Here is a 19,898-nt window from a genome sequence, read left to right as displayed (position 1 = left end):
GATGGCAGATGAAGAGGCCCTCCGCGATTATCTCAAGTGGGTAACGACGGACCTCTACAACACGCGTCAACGCCTGCGTGAGGTCGAGGAGCGCAGCCATGAGCCCATTGCGATCGTGGGCATCGGCTGCCGTTATCCCGGAGGAATTGAGAATCCGGAGGACTTCTGGAATCTGCTGGCCACCGGACGCGACGGAATTGCCGACCTTCCCACCGACCGCGGCTGGGACCTGGATGAGCTGAGGGGGGAGGGCCCGGACGGCCGTACGCGGCTTCCCGAAGGCGGTTTCATCGCGGACGCCAGCGGGTTCGACGCCGGCTTCTTCGGGGTCAGCCCACGTGAAGCCGTCGCCATGGACCCGCAGCAGCGGCTGCTGCTTGAGGTGTGCTGGGAGGCGCTGGAGCGGTCCGGTATCGACCCGGACTCCCTGCGCGGTTCGCAGACCGGTGTCTTCGCCGGGGCCTCGCTGTCGGGCTACGGCTTCGGCACCGACGAGGACCTCGACGTCCACCTGATGACGGGTACCTCCACCAGCGTCATCTCCGGCCGCGTGTCGTACTCGCTGGGGCTTGAAGGCCCGGCGGTGACGGTGGACACCGCGTGCTCCTCCTCGCTGGTGGCGCTCCATCTGGCCTGCCAGGCGGTGCGCTCCGGGGAGTGCTCGCTTGCGCTGGCCGGCGGGGTCACGGTCACCACCGTCCCGGTCATGTTCGCCCAGTTCTCCAAGCAGCTGGGGCTCGCGGGGGACGGGCGCTGCAAGGCGTTCTCATCCGAAGCGGACGGCATGGGCATATCCGAGGGCGCCGGCATGGTGGTCCTTGAGCGGCTCTCGGACGCCCGCCGCAACGGGCACCCGGTGCTCGCGGTGGTCCGCGGCTCGGCGATCAACCAGGACGGTGCGTCCAACGGGCTGGCCGCGCCCAACGGCCCCTCGCAGCAGCGGGTCATCCGGGCCGCGCTGGCCAACTCCCGTCTGTCCACCGCCGATGTGGACGTGGTGGAGGCGCACGGAACGGGCACCACGCTCGGCGACCCGATCGAGGCGCAGGCGGTGCTCGCCACTTACGGGCAGGGCCGCGCGGACGACCAGCCGGTCTGGCTGGGCTCGGTGAAGTCCAACATCGGCCACACCCAGGCCGGGGCCGGTATCGCGGGCGTCATCAAGCTGGTGCTGGCGCTTCAGCACCAGCAGATGCCGCAGACCCTGCACGCGGAGCAGCCCTCGCCGCACATCGACTGGTCGGCCGGGGACGTCGAGCTGCTGAGCGAGGCCCGGCCCTGGCCGCTGGGGGAGCGCGTACGACGCGGTGGTGTCTCCTCGTTCGGTGTCAGCGGCACCAATGCGCACGTCATCGTGGAGGAGGCGCCGGCCGAGGAGTCGGCCGAGGACTCGGCGGATGCGGACGGCGCGGATGGCGAGGACACCGCGCCCGAGGACGTCGGCGGCCCGACCGCTGAGCCGATCCTGCAAGGCGCCGGTGCTTGGCTGGTGTCGGCGCGTTCGGCTGAGGGGCTTGTGGCGCAGGCGGGTCGGTTGCGGGAGTGGGTGGCGTCCCGTCCGGAGCTGGAGCCTGCGGATGTGGCGTGGTCGTTGGCGGCTACGCGGTCGGCTTTCGAGCATCGTGCGGTGGTGCTGGGTTCGGGGCGTGAGGAGTTGGTTTCCGGTCTGGGGAAGCTGGAGGCCGGGGTGCCTTCGGGTTCCACGGTTTCCGGTGTGGCCCGGACGGGTGCGCGGGTGGGTCTGATTTTCGCGGGTCAGGGTGCGCAGTGGGCCGGTATGGGCCGGGACCTGTATGCGGGCAGTCCGGTCTTTGCCGAGGTGTTCGACCGGGTGTGCGGGTTGCTGGAGCTGGAGTTGGGGTCCGCTCACCCGGTGCGGGGTGTGGTCCTGGGTGTGGACGGCGTGGAGGGTGGTCTGGCGGATCAGACGCTTTACGCGCAGGCGGGGTTGTTCGCTTTTGAGGTTGCTCTGGCGGCTGTGCTGGAGGCGGCCGGTGTGAAGCCGGACGCTGTGGTGGGTCACTCGGTGGGTGAGGTGGCTGCCGCGTACGTGGCGGGAGTGCTGTCGCTTCCGGATGCGTGCAGGCTCGTGGCGGCCCGTGCACGGTTGATGCAGGAGCTGCCCGCCGGTGGTGCGATGGCTGCGGTCAACGCGTCGGAGGCGGAGGTGGTCGCTTCGCTGGCCGAGGTGCCGGGTGTGGCGGTGATCGCTGCGGTCAATGGTCCGGACTCGGTGGTGGTGTCGGGTGATGCCGAAGCCGTCGATGCGGTGTTGGAGCTGTGGCGGGAGCGGGGCCACCGGGTGCGGCGTCTGCGGGTCTCGCATGCCTTCCATTCTCCGGCGATGGACCCGGTGCTCGATGAACTGGGTTCTGTGGCGGCGGGGTTGGCGTATCACCGGCCTGAGGTGCTGTGGGCGGGTGCGCTGACCGGCGAGCTGGTGTCGGAGCCGGAGGCGGGGTACTGGCCCGCGCAGACGCGCCAGGCGGTGCGGTTCGCGGACGCGGTGGCCGCGTTGGCCCGTGAGGGTGTCTCGGTCTTCGTGGAGGTGGGTCCGGACGGGTCGTTGTCCTCGCTCGGTCCCGATGCGGTGGCCGGTGTCGGCGGTGTCGAGCCTGCGTTCGTCCCGCTCCAGCGGCGTACGGAGGAGGGGGCCACCGGTCTGGAGGCGGGTCTGGCGCGGGCGTTCGTCAGTGGTGCCCCGGTGGACTGGAAGCGTGTGCTGCCGGTGGGTGAGCCGGTGGAGTTGCCGACGTACGCCTTCCGGCACCAGCGCTACTGGCCCAAGGGCATGATGGCGCTGCCCGGCACGGTGAAGCCGGGAGCCGGAGACCCGGCCGAGCTGGGCCTGGAGGCAGTGGGCCACCCCATGCTGCGTGCCGTTGTCGACCTGGCAGGCGAGGACCAACTGGTCTGCACCGGCAGGCTGTCCGTACGCACCCAGCCCTGGCTGGCCGACCACGCCGTCGGCGGTGTGGTGGTGCTTCCCGGCACCGGCTTCGTGGAGCTGGTGGTGAGTGCGGGGCACCAGGCGGGCTGCTCACATCTCGACGAACTCACCCTGCTGGAAACGCTGGTGCTGCCCACCGAGGGCGCCGGGATGCAGATCCAGGTGGTTGTCGGCGCGGGCGACGAGGAAGGCCGCCGTCAGGTGGACGTCTTCGCCCGCCCGGACCGCTCGGAGGAGGAGCACAGCTGGGTCAGGCACGCCACGGCCCTCGTCGCCCCAGCCCGGGACTCCGCGCAGGAGACACCCCGGACGCCGGCCGACCTCACTGCCTGGCCGCCACGGAACGCCCGCGCGCTGGACATCGCCGACCTCTACACCGTACGGATGGCCGACGTCTACGGCCCCGCCCTCCAGGGCCTGCAAGCCGTCTGGCAGCGCGGCGAGGACGTCTTCGCCGAGGTGGCACTGCCGGAGGACGCCGGCGCCGCCGACCTGTACGGACTGCACCCGGTACTGCTCGACGCGGCGCTGCTCGCCGACCTTGTGGCCGGGCAGGCACAGGGACGGGAGGCGGACGGTGGACCCGACCGGATCCGTATGCCCCACGCTTGGAGAGGCGTGGAGCTGCACGCCGCCGGCGCGTCCGTGCTGCGGGTCAGGCTGCGCCGGGACGCCGACGGCACGCTGGCGCTCACCGCCGCCGATCCCTCCGGAACGACGGTGCTGTCGGTGGCCTCGGTGGAGACCCGGCCGCTCTCCGCTGACCAGCTGCGGACGGACGACGCGTGGATCCGGGACGCCCTGTTCACGGTGGAGTGGCTTCCGCAGCACCGCAACGACTCCCGGAAGACCGCCCAGAACCTGGCCCTGCACCCGGCATCGCACGGGCAGTGGGCGCTGATCGGCGCCGACCGCTTCGCCGTGGCCGAGCAGCTGAACGCCGCCGGGACACCGGTGCACAGCTACGCCGGGGTCGCCGAACTCGATGCCGCCGTCAGCGCGGGCGAGATCGTCCCCAGTACCGTGCTCGCCTGCATCAGCGGCAGTGACGCGGAGAGCGGACCTGGCGGCACGGACGGACACGGAGTCGCCGAGGCCGCCCGGAAGGTCGCAACCGCAGGACTGACGCTTATTCAGGAGTGGCTGTCCGCAACAAAGTTGACGGACGCCCAGCTCGTCCTGGTCACGTGTGGAGGTGTGTCGGTACTCCCCGGTGAGCAAGTGAAGGACCCGGCGGCCGGCGCGCTCCGGGGCCTGCTGCGCTCGGCCCAGATGGAGCACCCCGGCCGTTTCGTACTGGCCGACCTCTCCGCGGACGGCGGAGCGGGCGACCCGGTCGCGCTGCCCGCCGCCCTGGCTGCCGGCGAACCGGAGCTGGCCGTACGGGAGCAGCGCGGCTACGTCCGGCGCATGGTCCGCCCCACCGGCGCCCGGGACGCCACCGGTCACCCGCGGGAGGCCGCCACGGCGGACTCGCGCACCGTGCTGGTGACCGGCGGCACCGGAACCCTGGGCGGAGTCGTCGCCCGGCACCTGGCCGCCACGGGCAGGGCCCGCGAGGCTCTGCTGCTCAGCCGCTCCGGTCCGGCCGCCGCCGGTGTCGCCGCACTGGCCGCCGGGGTCGCCGCGCAGGGCGCGGACGTCCGGGTGATCGCCTGCGACGCGGCCGACCGGGACGCGCTGGCCGCTGTCCTGGACGCTGTCGCCGCCGACCGCCCGCTGCGCTCCGTCATACACACCGCGGGCATCATCGACGACGGTCTGGTCGACTCGCTCAGCGCCGAGCAGCTGGCCGCCGTACTGCGCCCCAAGGTGGACGCGGCCTGCCACCTGCACGATCTCACCCGCCACCTGGACCTGGACCACTTCGTCCTGTTCTCCTCCGTGGCCTCCGTCTTCGGCGGTGCGGGCCAGGCTAACTACGCGGCCGCCAACGCCTTCCTCGACACCCTGGCCGCCGACCGGCGGGCCGCCGGCCTTGCCGGTACCGCGCTGGCCTGGGGCCCGTGGATGCCGGAGGCCGGAATCGGCCGCGATCTGGACGAGGTGATGCTCCGCCGGATGACCGGCTCGGGCCTCGCCGCGCTCAGCGAGCACGAGGGCCTGACCCTGCTGGACCTGGCCCTGGAGCGGGCCGATGCACTCCTCGTACCGGCCCGTCTGAACAAGGCCGGGCTGCGGGCCCAGGCAGGCGCCACCGGCATCCCCGCACTCTGGACGGAGCTGGCGGACGACCTCGTCCCGCGCAGGGCCGCTGTCATTTCCGCTGCCGGTGCAGCCACCGCAGGGACCGGAGCCGGTGCCGCCAAGGAGTTGCGCGAGCAACTGGTGGCGCTGCCCGCCCCGGAGCGCGACCGGCTCCTGCTCGACCTGGTCCGCAGCCACGCGGCGGCCGTGCTCGGGCACCCCTCCGGCGACGCCGTCGAGGCCGGCCGGCCTTTCACCGACCTGGGCTTCGACTCGCTGATCGCCGTCGAGTTCCGCAACCGGCTCAACCCGGCGACCGGGCTGCGGCTGCCCACCACCCTCGTCTTCGACTACCCCAACCCGGTCGCGCTGGCAGGACAGCTGCGGGAGCAGCTGGTCGGCGACCTCTCGGATGACGCGGCCCCCGCCGCCCCCGAGACCACCGCCGCGTTCGCAGCGGACGAGCCGATCGCGATCGTCGGCATGGGCTGCCGCTTCCCGGGCGGAGTGACCAGCCCGGAAGAGCTGTGGCAGATGCTCGCCGACGGCGCCGACGGACTCTCCACCTTCCCCACCGACCGCGGCTGGGACCTCGAAGCGCTCTACGACCCGGACATCGAGAACGCCGGCACCTCCTACACGCAGGTCGGCGGCTTCCTCCAGGAAGCCGGCGCCTTCGACCCGGGCTTCTTCGGGATCAGCCCGCGTGAAGCCCTGGCGATGGACCCGCAGCAGCGGCTGCTCCTGGAGACCTCCTGGGAGGCCCTGGAGCGCGCCGGCATCGATCCGGCGACCCTGCGCAGCAGCCGTACCGGCGCCTTCGTCGGCGGATACGGCTCCTCCTACCTCGCCGTCAGCGTCACCGACGAGGAGGAGCTGGAGAGCCTCGGGGCGCATCTGATGACCGGCAACGCGGCGAGCGTGCTCTCCGGCCGGGTGTCCTACACCCTCGGCCTGGAGGGCCCGGCCGTCACGGTCGACACCGCGTGCTCCTCCTCACTGGTCGCTCTCCACCTGGCGGCCCAGGCCCTACGGAACGGGGAGTGCTCGCTCGCCCTGGCCGGCGGCGTCACGATCATGGCCAGCCCGGACGGCTTCCTGGCGTTCTCGCACGCCCGCGGCCTGGCGGCGGACGGGCGCTCCAAGGCGTTCTCGGACGACGCGGACGGCATGGGCATGGCCGAAGGCGCCGGCATGCTGGTGGTGGAACGCCTCTCGGACGCCCGCCGCAACGGGCACCCGGTGCTCGCCGTACTGCGCGGCTCCGCGATCAACCAGGACGGCGCGTCCAACGGGCTGACCGCGCCCAACGGCCCCTCGCAGCAGCGGGTCATCCGCGCCGCGCTGGCCAACTCCGGCCTCTCCACCGCCGATGTGGATGTGGTGGAGGCGCACGGCACCGGTACGACGCTGGGTGACCCGATCGAGGCGCAGGCGCTGCTGGCCACGTACGGCCAGGAACGCGGCGAGCGCGGCTCGCTGCTGCTGGGCTCGGTCAAGTCCAACATCGGTCACACCCAGGCCGCGGCCGGGGTCGCCGGTGTCATCAAGGTGGTGCTGGCCCTCCAGCACGAGCAGCTGCCACAGACCCTGTACGCCGAGGTGCCGTCCTCGCACGTGGACTGGGAGGGCGGTGATGTGCGGCTGCTCACCGAGGCGGTTCCGTGGCAGTCCGACGGCCGGGTGCGCCGGGCAGGCATCTCCTCGTTCGGCATCAGCGGCACCAACGCCCACCTCATCCTGGAGGAGGCCCCCGCGACGGAGCCCGACGCGGTCGACGGCCCCGAAGGCCAGACGCCATCGGAAGCGGCGCCGATACCGGTAGCCGGTGCCGGAGCCTGGGTGGTCGCCGGTCGTACCGCCGAGGCGCTGGCAGCCCAGGCGGGCCGGCTACGGGAGTGGGTTTCGGCCCGCCCCTCGCTCGAACCGGTGGATGTGGCCCGGTCGTTGGCGGCCACCCGCTCGGTCTTCGAGCACCGCGCTGTGATCGTCGGCAGCGACCGCGAGCAGCTGCTGGCGGGCCTGGCGAGCCTGGCGTCCGGCACCCCCTCGGGCTCGCTGGTCGCGGGCACGTCCAGGCCGGGCGCCCGCACGGTGTTCGTCTTCGCGGGTCAGGGTTCGCAGTGGGTGGGGATGGGGCGTGAGCTGGCGGAGGTTTCGCCGGTGTTCGCGGCGCGGCTGGGTGAGTGTGCGGCGGCGCTCTCGCCTTATGTGGACTGGTCGTTGGACGAGGTGCTTGCGGGTGCGGAGGGTGCGCCTGCGCTGGAGGCGGCTGATGTGGTTCAGCCTGCTCTGTGGGCGGTGATGGTGTCGTTGGCTGCGGTGTGGGAGGCGGCCGGTGTCGCCCCGGAGGCTGTGGTCGGGCATTCGCAGGGTGAGATCGCGGCGGCGACCGTTGCGGGGATGTTGTCCCTTGAGGATGGCGCCCGGGTGGTGGCGCTGCGCTCGAAGTCCCTGAAGGTGCTGGCGGGCCGGGGCGGGATGCTGTCCGTCAGCCGTCCGGCCTCCGAGGTCGAGGAGCGCATCGCCCGCTTTGGCGATGGTGCGTCGCTGGCGGCGGTCAACGGGCCTTCGGCGACAGTGGTTTCGGGTGAGCCGGATGCTCTGGAGGAGTTGAAGGCGGAGTTCGAGGCCGAGGGTGCCAGGGCGCGGATGGTGGCGGTGGACTACGCCTCGCACTCCGCTCAGGTGGACCGGCTTGAGGAGGAGATCACGGCCGCGCTGGCCGGGATATCCCCGAGCCGCGGCCGGGTCACCATGGTCTCCGCGATGACCGGGGAGACGCTGTCCGGTGAGGAGCTGGACGCCGGGTACTGGTTCCGCAGCCTGCGCGCCACCGTGCACTTCGACCGCGCGGTACGAGTGCTGGCCGGGCAGGCCTGCCAGGTCTTCGTAGAGGTGACGCCGCATCCGGTGCTGATGGGTGCGATGAACGACACCCTGGAGGATGTCGCCCGGCACTCCGGACCGGGTGCCGAGCCGGCCGCCGTCTGCGGGACGCTGCGCAGGGACGAGGGCGGCACGGAGCGGCTGGTGACCTCGCTGGCCGAGGCGTTCGTCCACGGGGCACCGGTCGACTGGAAGTCGGTCCTCCCCGCAGGTGAGCAGGTGGAGCTGCCGACGTATGCCTTCCGCCACCGGCGCTACTGGCCCGAGGGCATGCTGGCGCTCCCGATCGGCGGCTCCCTGGCCGCCGGAGTCGACGGTGCGAGTACCGGCGCGGAGTCCGCCTTCTGGGCCGCCGTCGAGGGCGGGGACCTGAGCCGACTCGGTGAGACGCTGGCACTGGAGGGTGCGCGCCCGTTCAACGACGTACTGCCGGCGCTTGCGTCCTGGCGGCGCCAGGAGCAGGACCGGTCGACCACCGCCAACTGGCGCTACCGCATCGGTTGGTCAGCGATCGCCGAGCCGGATTCCCGGCCGCTGTCCGGCAGGTGGCTGGTGGTGACATCGGCCGGCTCGGACGGCGGTGCGGGGGAGCAGTGCCTCGCGGCGCTCTCTGCCCGCGGCGCCGATGTCGTACTGGTCGAGGCCCCGGCCGGGGCCTCCGACCGGGCCCAGGTCGCCGCGCTGCTGACCGGTGATGCGGACACCTCCGCCGTCTCGGGCGTGCTGTCTCTGCTGGCGCTGGACGAGACTCCGCTGCCGGACCACCCGGTGGTGAACGCCGGCCTGGCCGGCACCCTCGCGCTGGTCCAGGCCCTGGGGGACACCGGGATCGAGGCACCGTTGTGGATCGCCACCCGCGGCGCCGTGGCGGCCGGCCGAGGTGAGGCGCTGACGCATCCGGTACAGGCGCAGGTGTGGGGTCTGGGCCGGGTCGTCGGCCTGGAGCACCCGGAGCGCTGGGGCGGCCTGGTCGACCTGCCGGAGACCGTGGACGAGCGGGCCGGTGCGCGGCTGGTCGCGGTGCTGGCCGGCTGCGGGGAGAACGAGGTCGCCGTCCGGCGGGCCGGGATCCTGGGCCGCCGACTGACGAGCGTCCCGCGGAGCGGCGGCCACGGGGAGGGCTGGACGCCGCGCGGCGCAGTGCTGATCACCGGCGGGACCGGGGCGATCGCCGGACACGTGGCGCGCCGGCTGGCCGACCGGGGCGCCGAGCGCCTGATACTGACCAGCCGCTCCGGACCGACCGCCGCGGGCGCGGCGGCCCTGGCGGCCGAACTCGCCGCAGCCGGCTCCGAAGTCCAGATCGTCGCGTGCGACGTGAGCGAGCGCCCGGCGCTGTCCGGGCTGCTGGAGTGGCTCGCGGCGAGCGGCCCCGCACTCTCCTCGGTGCTGCACACGGCCGCCGTCCTGGACGACGGAGTCGTGGACCGCCTCTCGCCGGCGCGACTGGCGTCCGTGCTGGAGGTGAAGGTCCAGGGCGCGGCGCTGCTGGACGAGCTGACGGCGGATCTGGAGCTGGACGCGTTCGTACTGTTCTCCTCGGCGGCCTCCACTCTGGGCGGTCCCGGTCAGGGCAACTACGCGGCGGCCAACTCGTATCTGGACGCGCTGGCGGAGAACCGGCGGGCCCGTGGGCTTGCCGGTCTGGCAGTCGCCTGGGGCCTGTGGGGCGGTGAGGGCCTGGCACAGTCCAATGAGGCCATCCGCTCCCGGATGCGCAGGACCGCGATGCCGCCGATGGATCCGCGGCTCGCCGTGGAGGCCCTGGTCGAGGCAGTGGACGGTCCGGACGCCGCCGTGACGGTGATGGACTTCGACCCGCAGCAGCTGGGCTCGGCGCCGGGAACGGCGCACGTCCTGGAGATGCCACTGGTCCGGGACATGGCGGAGATCCGCCGACTGGCCGCCGCGCGCGCCGGTACCGGCAGCGCCGGTGCGGCTCCCAGGGCCGAGGGCGAACTCGCCGCCCGGCTCGCCGGTCTTGGCCGCTCGGAGCAGGACCGCGTGCTGACCGACGTGGTCCGTGCCGAGGCCGCCGCCGTACTGGGGCACGAATCGGCGGAGCTGGTACAGGCCCGGCAGGCGTTCCGGGACCTGGGCTTCGACTCGCTGACCTCGGTCGAGCTGCGTAACCAGCTGAACGCGGCGACCGGGCTGCGGCTGCCGGCAACCCTGGTCTTCGACCACCCGACGCCGGTGGCGCTGGCCGCCTTCCTGCACGGCGAACTGGTCGGCGCACATCCGGACAACGCCGCCGAAGCCGCAACCGCCGCCCCGGTCGCCGCTGTGGCGGCCCCTGTGGTGGATGAGCCGTTGGCGATTGTGGGTATGGCGTGCCGGTTCCCCGGGGGAGCGAACTCGCCTGAGGAGTTCTGGGAGTTGTTGGCGTCCGGTGGTGATGCGGTGGGTGGTTTTCCGACGGATCGTGGTTGGGATCTGGAGGGTTTCTTCGATCCGGAGGGGGAGAGTGCGGGGACTTCGTATACGGAGTCGGGTGCGTTTTTGCGGGGTGCGGCGGAGTTTGATGCGGGGTTCTTCGGGATCAGTCCGCGTGAGGCCCTTGCTATGGATCCGCAGCAGCGGTTGATGTTGGAGACGTCGTGGGAGGCGTTGGAGCGGGCGGGGATCGATCCGTCATCGCTGCGGGGCAGCGCGACCGGTGTCTTCGCAGGCGGTTTCGGATCCGGCTACGCCATCGGCATGGCACTCACCGGTCAGGACGGCTCCGGTGTCGAGGGCCATCTGATGACCGGCAACTCCACCAGTGTGCTTTCCGGCCGTGTTTCGTACGCGTTGGGTCTTGAGGGTCCGGCGGTGACGGTGGATACGGCGTGTTCGTCGTCGTTGGTGGCGTTGAATCTTGCGGCGCAGGCGGTGCGTTCGGGTGAGTGCTCGATGGCGCTGGCTGGTGGCGTGACGGTGATGGCGACTCCGTTCTCGTTTGTGGAGTTCTCGCGTCAGCAGGGTCTTTCGGTGGACGGCCGTTGCCGTGCGTTCTCGGAGGACGCGAACGGGACCGGGTGGGCCGAGGGCGCTGGGGTTCTGGTGGTGGAGCGCTTGTCGGAGGCGCGGCGCAACGGCCACCGGGTGTTGGCTGTGTTGCGTGGTTCGGCGGTGAATCAGGATGGTGCGTCGAATGGTTTGTCGGCGCCGAATGGTCCGTCGCAGCAGCGGGTGATTCGTGCGGCGTTGGCGAATGCGCGTTTGTCGGCTGCTGATGTGGATGTGGTGGAGGCGCACGGGACGGGTACGACGCTGGGTGACCCGATTGAGGCGCAGGCGTTGTTGGCTACGTATGGTCAGGAGCGTGCGGGGGGTGCTCCGTTGTGGCTGGGTGCGGTGAAGTCGAACATCGGGCATACGCAGGCCGCGGCCGGGGTTGCTGGTGTGATCAAGATGGTGTTGGCGTTGCAGCATGAGCGGTTGCCGCGGACGTTGCATGCCGAGGACCCGTCGTCGCATGTGGACTGGTCGGCGGGTGAGGTGCGGCTGCTGGATGAGTCGGTGGCGTGGCCGGTGGGGGAGCGTCCGCGTCGGGCTGGGGTGTCGGCGTTCGGGATCAGTGGGACGAATGCGCACGTCATCATCGAGGAAGCCCCCGCCGTAGAGGCGGCCGTTGCGGTGTGGGACGTTGCTCCGGCTGCGGTGCGGGAATCGGCTCGGGTGGGTTCGGGCATCGGCGCGTGGCTGCTGTCCGGCCGGTCGGCTGAGGGTCTTGCGGCGCAGGCGGGTCGGTTGCGGGAGTGGGTGACGTCCCGTCCGGGGCTGGAACCGGCTGATGTGGCGTGGTCGTTGGCGACGACCCGATCCGCGTTCGAGCACCGCGCGGTGGTACTGGGCACGGAGCGGGACGAGCTCATGTCCGCGGTATCCGATCTGGCGGCCGGGGTGTCGTCGGGTGCGGTGGTGTCGGGTGTGGCACCCGCGGATGCCCGGGTGGGTCTGATCTTTGCTGGTCAGGGTGCTCAGTGGGCCGGTATGGGCCGGGATCTGTATGCGGGCAGTCCGGTCTTTGCCGAGGTATTCGACCGGGTGTGCGGGTTGTTGGAGCTGGAGTTGGGGACCGCTCATCGGGTGCGGGATGTGGTCCTGGGCGTGGATGGTGTGGATCCGGAGTTGGCGGATCAGACGCTGTATGCGCAGGCGGGGTTGTTCGCTTTCGAGGTTGCTCTGGCGGGTGTGCTGGAGGCGTCTGGTGTGAGGCCGGATGCGGTGGTGGGTCACTCGGTGGGTGAGGTGGCTGCCGCGTACGTAGCGGGTGTCCTCTCACTTCCGGACGCGTGCAGGCTCGTGGCGACGCGTGCCCGTCTGATGCAGGAGCTGCCTTCGGGTGGTGCGATGGCTGCGGTGAATGCGTCGGAGGCGGAGGTGGTCGCCTCTCTCGTGGAGGTGTCCGGTGATGTCGCGGTGGCTGCGGTCAATGGTCCGGATTCGGTGGTGGTGTCGGGTGATGCCGGGGCCGTGGATGCGGTGGTGGAGCTGTGGCGGGAGCGGGGCCACCGGGTGCGGCGACTGCGGGTCTCGCACGCTTTCCATTCCCCGGCGATGGACCCGGTGCTCGACGAACTGAGTGATGTCGCAAAGGGATTGGAGTACTGCCGTCCGGAGATCATGTGGGCGGGTGCGCTGAGTGGTGAGTTGGTGTCGGAGCCGGGTGCGGGGTACTGGCCTGCGCAGACGCGGCAGGCGGTGCGGTTCGCCGATGCGGTGGCGGCCCTGGCCCGTGAGGGTGTCTCGGTCTTCGTGGAGGTGGGTCCGGACGGTTCGCTGTCCTCCCTCGGTCCGGAGGCGGTGGCTGAGGTGCAGAGTGTGGAGCCGGCCTTCGTCCCGCTGCAACGGCGGGACGAGGCGGGCGTTGCGAGCCTGCTGACCGGTCTGGCACGGGCGTTCGTCAACGGTGCCCCGGTGGACTGGGAGAGGGTGCTGCCGGGCGGTGAGCCGGTGGAGTTGCCGACGTACGCCTTCCGGCACCAGCGGTACTGGCCCGAGGGCATTCTCCCGCTCATGCCGTCGGCCGTTGTACACGGCGACGCCGCGAGCACGGCTGCGGAGGCCGAGTTCTGGGCAGCGGTGGAGGACGGCGATCTCGCACGGATCGCCGACACCCTGGCCATCGACGACGAGGAGCAGCTCCGCACGGTGCTCCCGGCGCTGGCATCGTGGCACCGCCGTGAGCTGGACAGGTCGGCCACCGCCGACTGGCGCTACCGGACGGTCTGGTCGCCCGTCGCCGAGCCCGACCCGCGCGTGCTGACCGGCACCTGGGTGCTGCTCGTACCGGCCGGTTCCGCGGAGATGCCACGGCAGCAGTGTGCGGCTGCGCTGGCTGCCCGAGGCGCCGAGGTCGCGGTGATCGATGTCCCGTACGGGACGGTGGAGCGCGCCGAACTGGCCGCGCTGCTCGGCAAGGTGGCGGAGCCCTCCGCGGTGTCCGGGGTGCTGTCTCTGCTGGCGCTGGACGAGGCGCCGCTGCCGGACCATTCGGAGGTGACCGGCGGTATCGCAGCCACCCTCGGCCTGGTGCAGGGGCTCGGGGACGCCGGGATCGAGGCACCGCTGTGGGTGGCCACATCCGGCGCGGTGGCGGCCGGTGCGAAGGAGGCGCCGACGCGTCCCGTACAGGCACAGGTCTGGGGGCTTGGCCGGGTCGTGGCGCTGGAACACCCCGACCGGTGGGGCGGGTTGATCGACCTGCCGGAGACGCTCGACGAGCGGTCCGGTGCACGGCTGGCCGGGGTACTGGCCGGCTGCGGGGAGAACGAGGTGGCCCTGCGGCCGTCCGGAATCCTCGGCCGCCGGCTCGCACGTGTGACGCGACACGTCTCCGGAGAGGGCTGGTCGCCGCGCGGCAGCGTCCTGATCACCGGTGGGACGGGCGCGATCGCCGGCCATGTGGCGCGCCGTCTTTCCGGCCGGGGCGCCGAGAGGCTGGTGCTCACCAGCCGGTCCGGTCCGGCGGCTGAAGGTGCGGCGGTGCTGGCTGCGGAGCTTGCCCAGGCAGGTTCCGCCGTACAGGTCGTGGCGTGCGATGTGAGTGAACGGGAGTCCCTGTGCGGCCTGTTGGAGCAGATCGCGCGGAGCGGACCGGCGCTGTCGTCGGTGCTGCACACCGCTGCGGTGCTGGACGACGGCGTCGTTGACCGGCTGTCGGTCTCCCGTCTGCAGACGGTGCTGGCGGTCAAGGCCCGGGGCGCGGCCCTGCTGGACGAGCTGACCGCCGACCTGGACCTGGATGCCTTCGTACTGTTCTCCGCGGCCGCCGCCACCCTCGGCGGCCCCGGTCAGGGCAACTACGCGGCGGCCAACGCCTATCTGGACGCCCTCGCGGAGAACCGGCGTGCCCGTGGGTTGAGCGCGCTGGCCGTGGCCTGGGGCGCCTGGTCCGGCGGCGGTATGGCCGAGTCGAGCGGAGCCGTGCGGGCGAGGGTCGGACGCGGCGCGATGCCGCCGATGGACCCACAGCTCGCCGTCCGTGCCCTGTACGAAGCGCTGAGCGGCCCGGATGCCACCGTCACCGTCATGGACGTGGACTGGCCGCAGCTCGCCTCGGGGCCGGGGACCGCGGAGGTGCTGAAGCGGCCACTGGTGCGGGATCTGCCCGAGGTGCGCCGGCTGGCCGCCGTCGGCGACGTCCCGGCCGTCGTCCACGCCGAGGGTGAACTGCCGCGTCAGCTGACCGGGTTGGGCCGCACCGAGCAGGAGCGGCTGCTCGCGGATGTGGTGCGCGGCGAGGCCGCGGTGGTGCTGGGCCACACCTCGGCCGAGGCGGTGGAGGACCGGCGTGCGTTCAAGGATCTGGGCTTCGACTCGCTGACCGCTGTCGAGCTGCGCAACCGGCTCAACACGGCCACCGGGCTCCGGCTGCCCAGCACCCTGGTCTTCGACTACCCGACGCCGGTCGCGCTGGCCGCGTTCCTGCGCGGCGAGCTGACCGACGGGGAGCCGGACACCGCCGCGATTCCGGGCGCCACCGGGGTCGCGGCCCCGGCGGACGAGCCGCTGGCGATCGTCGGCATGGCCTGCCGCTTCCCCGGCGGCGCGGGCAGCCCGGAGGAGTTCTGGCAGCTGCTGGCCTCCGGCAGTGACGCCGTGGGCGGGTTCCCGACCGACCGGGGCTGGGACCTGGAGAACGTCTACGACCCGGACGGCGAGAGCACAGGCACCACGTACACCCGTTCCGGCGGCTTCCTGCGGGACGCCGCCTGGTTCGACGCCGGTTTCTTCGGGATCAGTCCGCGTGAGGCGCTGGCGATGGATCCGCAGCAGCGGCTGATGCTGGAGACGTCGTGGGAGGCGCTGGAGCGGGCCGGGATCGACCCGTCCTCGCTGCGGGAGAGCGCCACCGGCGTCTTCGCGGGTGGCTTCGCCTCCGGCTACGGGCTCGGCGTGACGCTGGCAGGGCAGGTCGAGGAGTCCGGGGCCGAGGGACACGTACTGACCGGCAACGCCACCAGCGTCCTCTCCGGCCGCGTGTCCTACGCCCTCGGCCTGGAGGGCCCGGCGGTCACCGTCGACACCGCATGCTCCTCATCGCTGGTGGCGCTCCATCTGGCGGGCCAGGCGCTGCGTTCGGGTGAGTGCTCGCTGGCGCTCGCGGGTGGCGCGACGGTGATGGCGACCCCCGGTACGTTCATCGACTTCTCGCGGCAGCAGGGGCTTTCGGAGGATGGCCGGTGCCGGGCGTTCTCGGAGGACGCGGACGGTACGGGCTGGGCCGAGGGCGCGGGCATGCTCGTCGTCGAGCGGCTCTCGGACGCCCGCCGCAACGGCCACAAGGTGCTGGCCCTGGTACGGGGAGACGCCGTCAACCAGGACGGTGCGTCCAACGGTCTGACCGCCCCCAACGGCCCCTCGCAGCAGCGGGTCATCCGCGCCGCGCTGGCCAACTCCGGCCTCTCCACCGCCGATGTGGATGTGGTGGAGGCGCACGGGACCGGTACGACGCTGGGTGATCCGATCGAGGCGCAGGCGCTGCTGGCCACGTACGGCCAGGAACGCGGCGAGCGCGGCTCGCTGTGGCTGGGCTCGGTGAAGTCCAACATCGGTCACACCCAGGCCGCTGCGGGTGTCGCCGGGATCATCAAGATGGTGCTGGCGCTCCAGCACGAGCAGCTGCCACGGACGCTGTACGCGGACGAACCGTCGTCCCACGTGGACTGGACGGCCGGTGCGGTCCGGCTGCTGAACCAGCAGGTGGACTGGTGCTCCGACGGCGACCGGGTACGCCGGGCCGCTGTCTCGGCGTTCGGGATGAGCGGCACCAACGCGCACGTCATCCTGGAAGAGGCGCCCGCCGATGACACGGATGAGGCCACCACCGAGCCGGGTACCGAACCGGTGATCCCGGTGGTCGCCGGCGCAGGTGCCTGGCTGCTCTCCGGGCGGACCGCGGACAGCCTCACCGCGCAGGCGGCGCGGCTGCGGGAGTGGACGGTGGGCCGTCCCGAGTTGGAACCGGCCGATGTGGCCCGGTCGTTGGCGGTCACTCGCTCGGTGTTCGAGCACCGGGCGGTGGTGGTCGGTACGGACCGCGCCGGGCTGACCGGTGGTCTGGAGAGCCTGGCTACGGGTGTTCCGGGCGGCGCTGTGGTGTCAGGCACGGCCCGCTCAGGCGTCCGCCCGGTGTTCGCGTTCGCAGGTCAGGGCTCGCAGTGGGCGGGGATGGGCCGGGAGCTGGCGGAGGTCTCGCCGGTGTTCAAGGAGCGGCTTGCCGAGTGTGCGGCGGCGCTGTCACCGTATGCGGACTGGTCGTTGGACGAGGTGTTGGCGGGTGCGGATGGTGCGCCCGCGTTGGAAGCGGCTGACGTGGTTCAGCCTGCTCTGTGGGCGGTGATGGTGTCGTTGGCTGCGGTGTGGGAGGCGGCGGGTGTCGCCCCGGAGGCTGTGGTGGGGCATTCGCAGGGTGAGATTGCTGCGGCGACCGTTGCGGGGATGTTGTCCCTTGAGGACGGTGCCCGGGTGGTGGCGCTGCGCTCGAAGTCGCTGAAGGTGCTTGCTGGTGCGGGCGGGATGCTGTCGGTGAGCCGTCCGGCTTCTGAGGTCGAGGAGCGCATCGCCCGCTTTGGTGAGCGTGCGTCGCTGGCGGCGGTCAACGGGCCTTCGGCGACGGTGGTTTCGGGTGAGCCGAACGCGCTTGAGGAGTTGAAGGCGGAGTTCGAGGCGGAAGGTGCCAGGGCGCGGATGGTGGCGGTGGACTACGCCTCGCACTCCGCTCAGGTGGACCGGCTGGAGAAGGAGATCATCTCCGTTCTGGCCGAGGTGGCCCCGCGCCGGGGCAGGGTGCCGATGGTTTCCGCGATGACCGGCGAGACCCTGACCGGTGAGGAGCTGGACGCCGGATACTGGTTCCGGAGCCTCCGTGCCACGGTCCACTTCGACCGCGCGGTACGGACCCTGGCGGGCCGCGGACACCAGCTCTTCATCGAGGTCACCCCGCACTCCGTACTGATGGGCGCGATGAACGACACCCTGCAGGACCTCGCCCTGGAAACCGGACCGGGTGGGGAGCCGGCCGCCGTCTGCGGGACGCTCCGGCGCGACGAGGGCGGCACGCAACGGCTGGTGACCTCGCTGGCCGAGGCATATGTCAACGGCGCCCCGGTGGAGTGGAAGTCGGTCCTTCCCACGGGTGAGCAGATCGAGCTGCCGACCTACGCGTTCCGCCGCAGCCGGTTCTGGCCGGAAGGTCTCCTGACGCTGCCGGTGCCTGGCGCCGTCGCCGCCGGAGACGGGTCCGGCAGTGAGGTGGACGCCGCGTTCTGGGCCGCCGTCGAAGGCGGTGACCCGACGCGGCTCGCCGAGACCCTGTCCGTGGACGCGGGCCGTCCGTTCAGCGAGGTGCTTCCGGCGCTGGCCTCCTGGCGACGCCGGGAACAGGAGCGCTCCACCGCCGCCAACTGGCGCTACCGCATCAGTTGGTCGGCGATCACGGAGCCGGACTCCCGGCTGCTGTCCGGCACCTGGCTGGTGGTGGCCCCGGCGGGCGGGGACGGCGGTGCGGCCGAGCAGACCGCTGCCGCGCTCTCCAGCCGCGGCGCCCAGTCCGTGGTGGTCGAGGTTCCGGCCGGAACGGCGGACCGCTCAGTACTGGCCGCGCTGCTGACCGGAGCGGCGGACACCTCCGCCGTCTCGGGAGTGCTGTCTCTGCTGGCGCTGGACGAGACACCGCTGCCGGACCACCCGGTGGTGAACGCCGGACTGGCCGGCACCCTCGCCCTGGTCCAGGCGCTCGGGGACGCGGGTATCGAGGCACCGCTCTGGCTGGCCACCCGCGGTGCGGTCGCGGCCGGCCCGGGTGAGCTGCTGGCCCGCCCGGCGCAGGCACAGGTCTGGGGTCTGGGCCGGGTCATCGCACTGGAACAGCCCGAGCGCTGGGGCGGGCTGGTCGACCTGCCGGAGACACTGGACGACCGGGCGGGCGCCCGGCTTGTGGCGCTGCTGGCAGGCTGCGGGGAGAACGAGGCGGCCATCCGCTCCGCCGGGATCCTGGGCCGCCGGATGTCCCGGGTACCGCGGCGCGACCCCCGCACCCCCTGGACGCCGCGGGGGACCGTGCTGGTCACCGGCGGCACCGGAGCCATCGCCGGGCACATCTCGCAGTGGCTGATCAGCCGCGGCGCCGAACGGCTGGTGCTGACCGGCCGCTCCGGCGCGGCGGCGCCCGGTATCGCCGCGCGGGCCGCGGAGCTGGCCACCGCCGGCGCCCACGTGGACGTGGTCTCCTGCGACGTATCCCGGCGCGCACCCCTGACCGGGCTGCTGGACTGGATCGGCCGCACCGGACCTGCCCTGTCCTCGGTGCTGCACACCGCGGCCGTCCTTGACGACGGTGTGGTGGACCGCCTCACCACTGCCCGGATGGAGACCGTGCTGGGTGTGAAGGCACACGGCGCGTCGCTGCTGGACGAGCTGACGGCGGGTCTGGAGCTGGACGCGTTCGTACTGTTCTCCTCTGCGGCCTCCACCTTGGGCGGGCCCGGTCAGGGCAATTACGCGGCGGCCAACTCGTATCTGGACGCGTTGGCGGAGAACCGGCGGGCCCGTGGTCTTGCCGGTCTGGCAGTCGCCTGGGGCCTGTGGGGCGGCGGCGGTCTGGGCGAGTCCAACGAGGCCATCCGCTCCCGGATGCGCCGGATCCCGATGCCGCCGATGGACCCGCAGCTCGCAGTCCGGGCACTGGGCGAGTCGCTGGACGGACCGGAGCCGACTGTGACGGTGATGGACTTCGACTGGCAGCAGCTGGGCTCGGCACCTGGTTCGGCGGACGAACTGGACCTGCCGCTGGTCCGGGACATCCCGGAGATCCGCCGACTGGCAGCGGAGCGGGCCGCAGCGGGTGGAGTCTCGCGCAGCTCCAGCGACGGCGAACTCGCCACTCGGGTGGCCGGTCTCGGCCGCTCCGAGCAGATCCGGGTGCTGACCGACGCGGTCCGCGCCGAGGCCGCCGCGGTGCTCGGGCACACATCGGCGGACGCGGTGCAGGCCCGGCAGGCCTTCAAGGATCTGGGCTTCGACTCGCTCACCGCCGTCGAACTGCGCAACCGGCTCAGCGCCGTGACCGGGCTGCGGCTGCCGGCCACTCTCGTCTTCGACCACCCCACCCCGACCGCGCTCGCCGACCGGCTGCGCACCGAGATCGCCCCGGAAGAGGCGACGGCAGCACCGGTCCTGGGCGAACTCGACCGGCTGGAGGCCTCTATGCGCTCCGGACTCATGGACGAATCGGTACGCGAAATGGCCACCAGCCGGCTGCGGCGGCTGCTGGACACCATCGGGGAGCAGGCCGCCGACCGAAGCGAGAAGCGGCACACAGCCGATATCGACGACGCCACCGATGACGAGCTGTTCGCCTTCGTCGAGGAACTCGAGTGAC

General features: G+C 72.1%; 1 protein-coding gene. It reads left to right on the top strand.

What is annotated here, in order from left to right; genetic code table 11:
* The first annotated feature begins 1 nt into the window (after nt 1).
* Nucleotides 2–19,897, top strand: coding sequence for a type I polyketide synthase (locus tag ACFXBC_RS18465; protein ID WP_385024850.1), 19,896 nt, complete (start codon nt 2–4; stop codon nt 19,895–19,897).
* Nucleotide 19,898 lies beyond the last annotated feature (1 nt).

The sequence above is a fragment of the Streptomyces sp. NPDC059398 genome (genome assembly GCF_042751845.1).
Taxonomy (GTDB): domain Bacteria; phylum Actinomycetota; class Actinomycetes; order Streptomycetales; family Streptomycetaceae; genus Streptomyces.
This window is presented reverse-complemented; position numbering and strand designations above follow the sequence as displayed.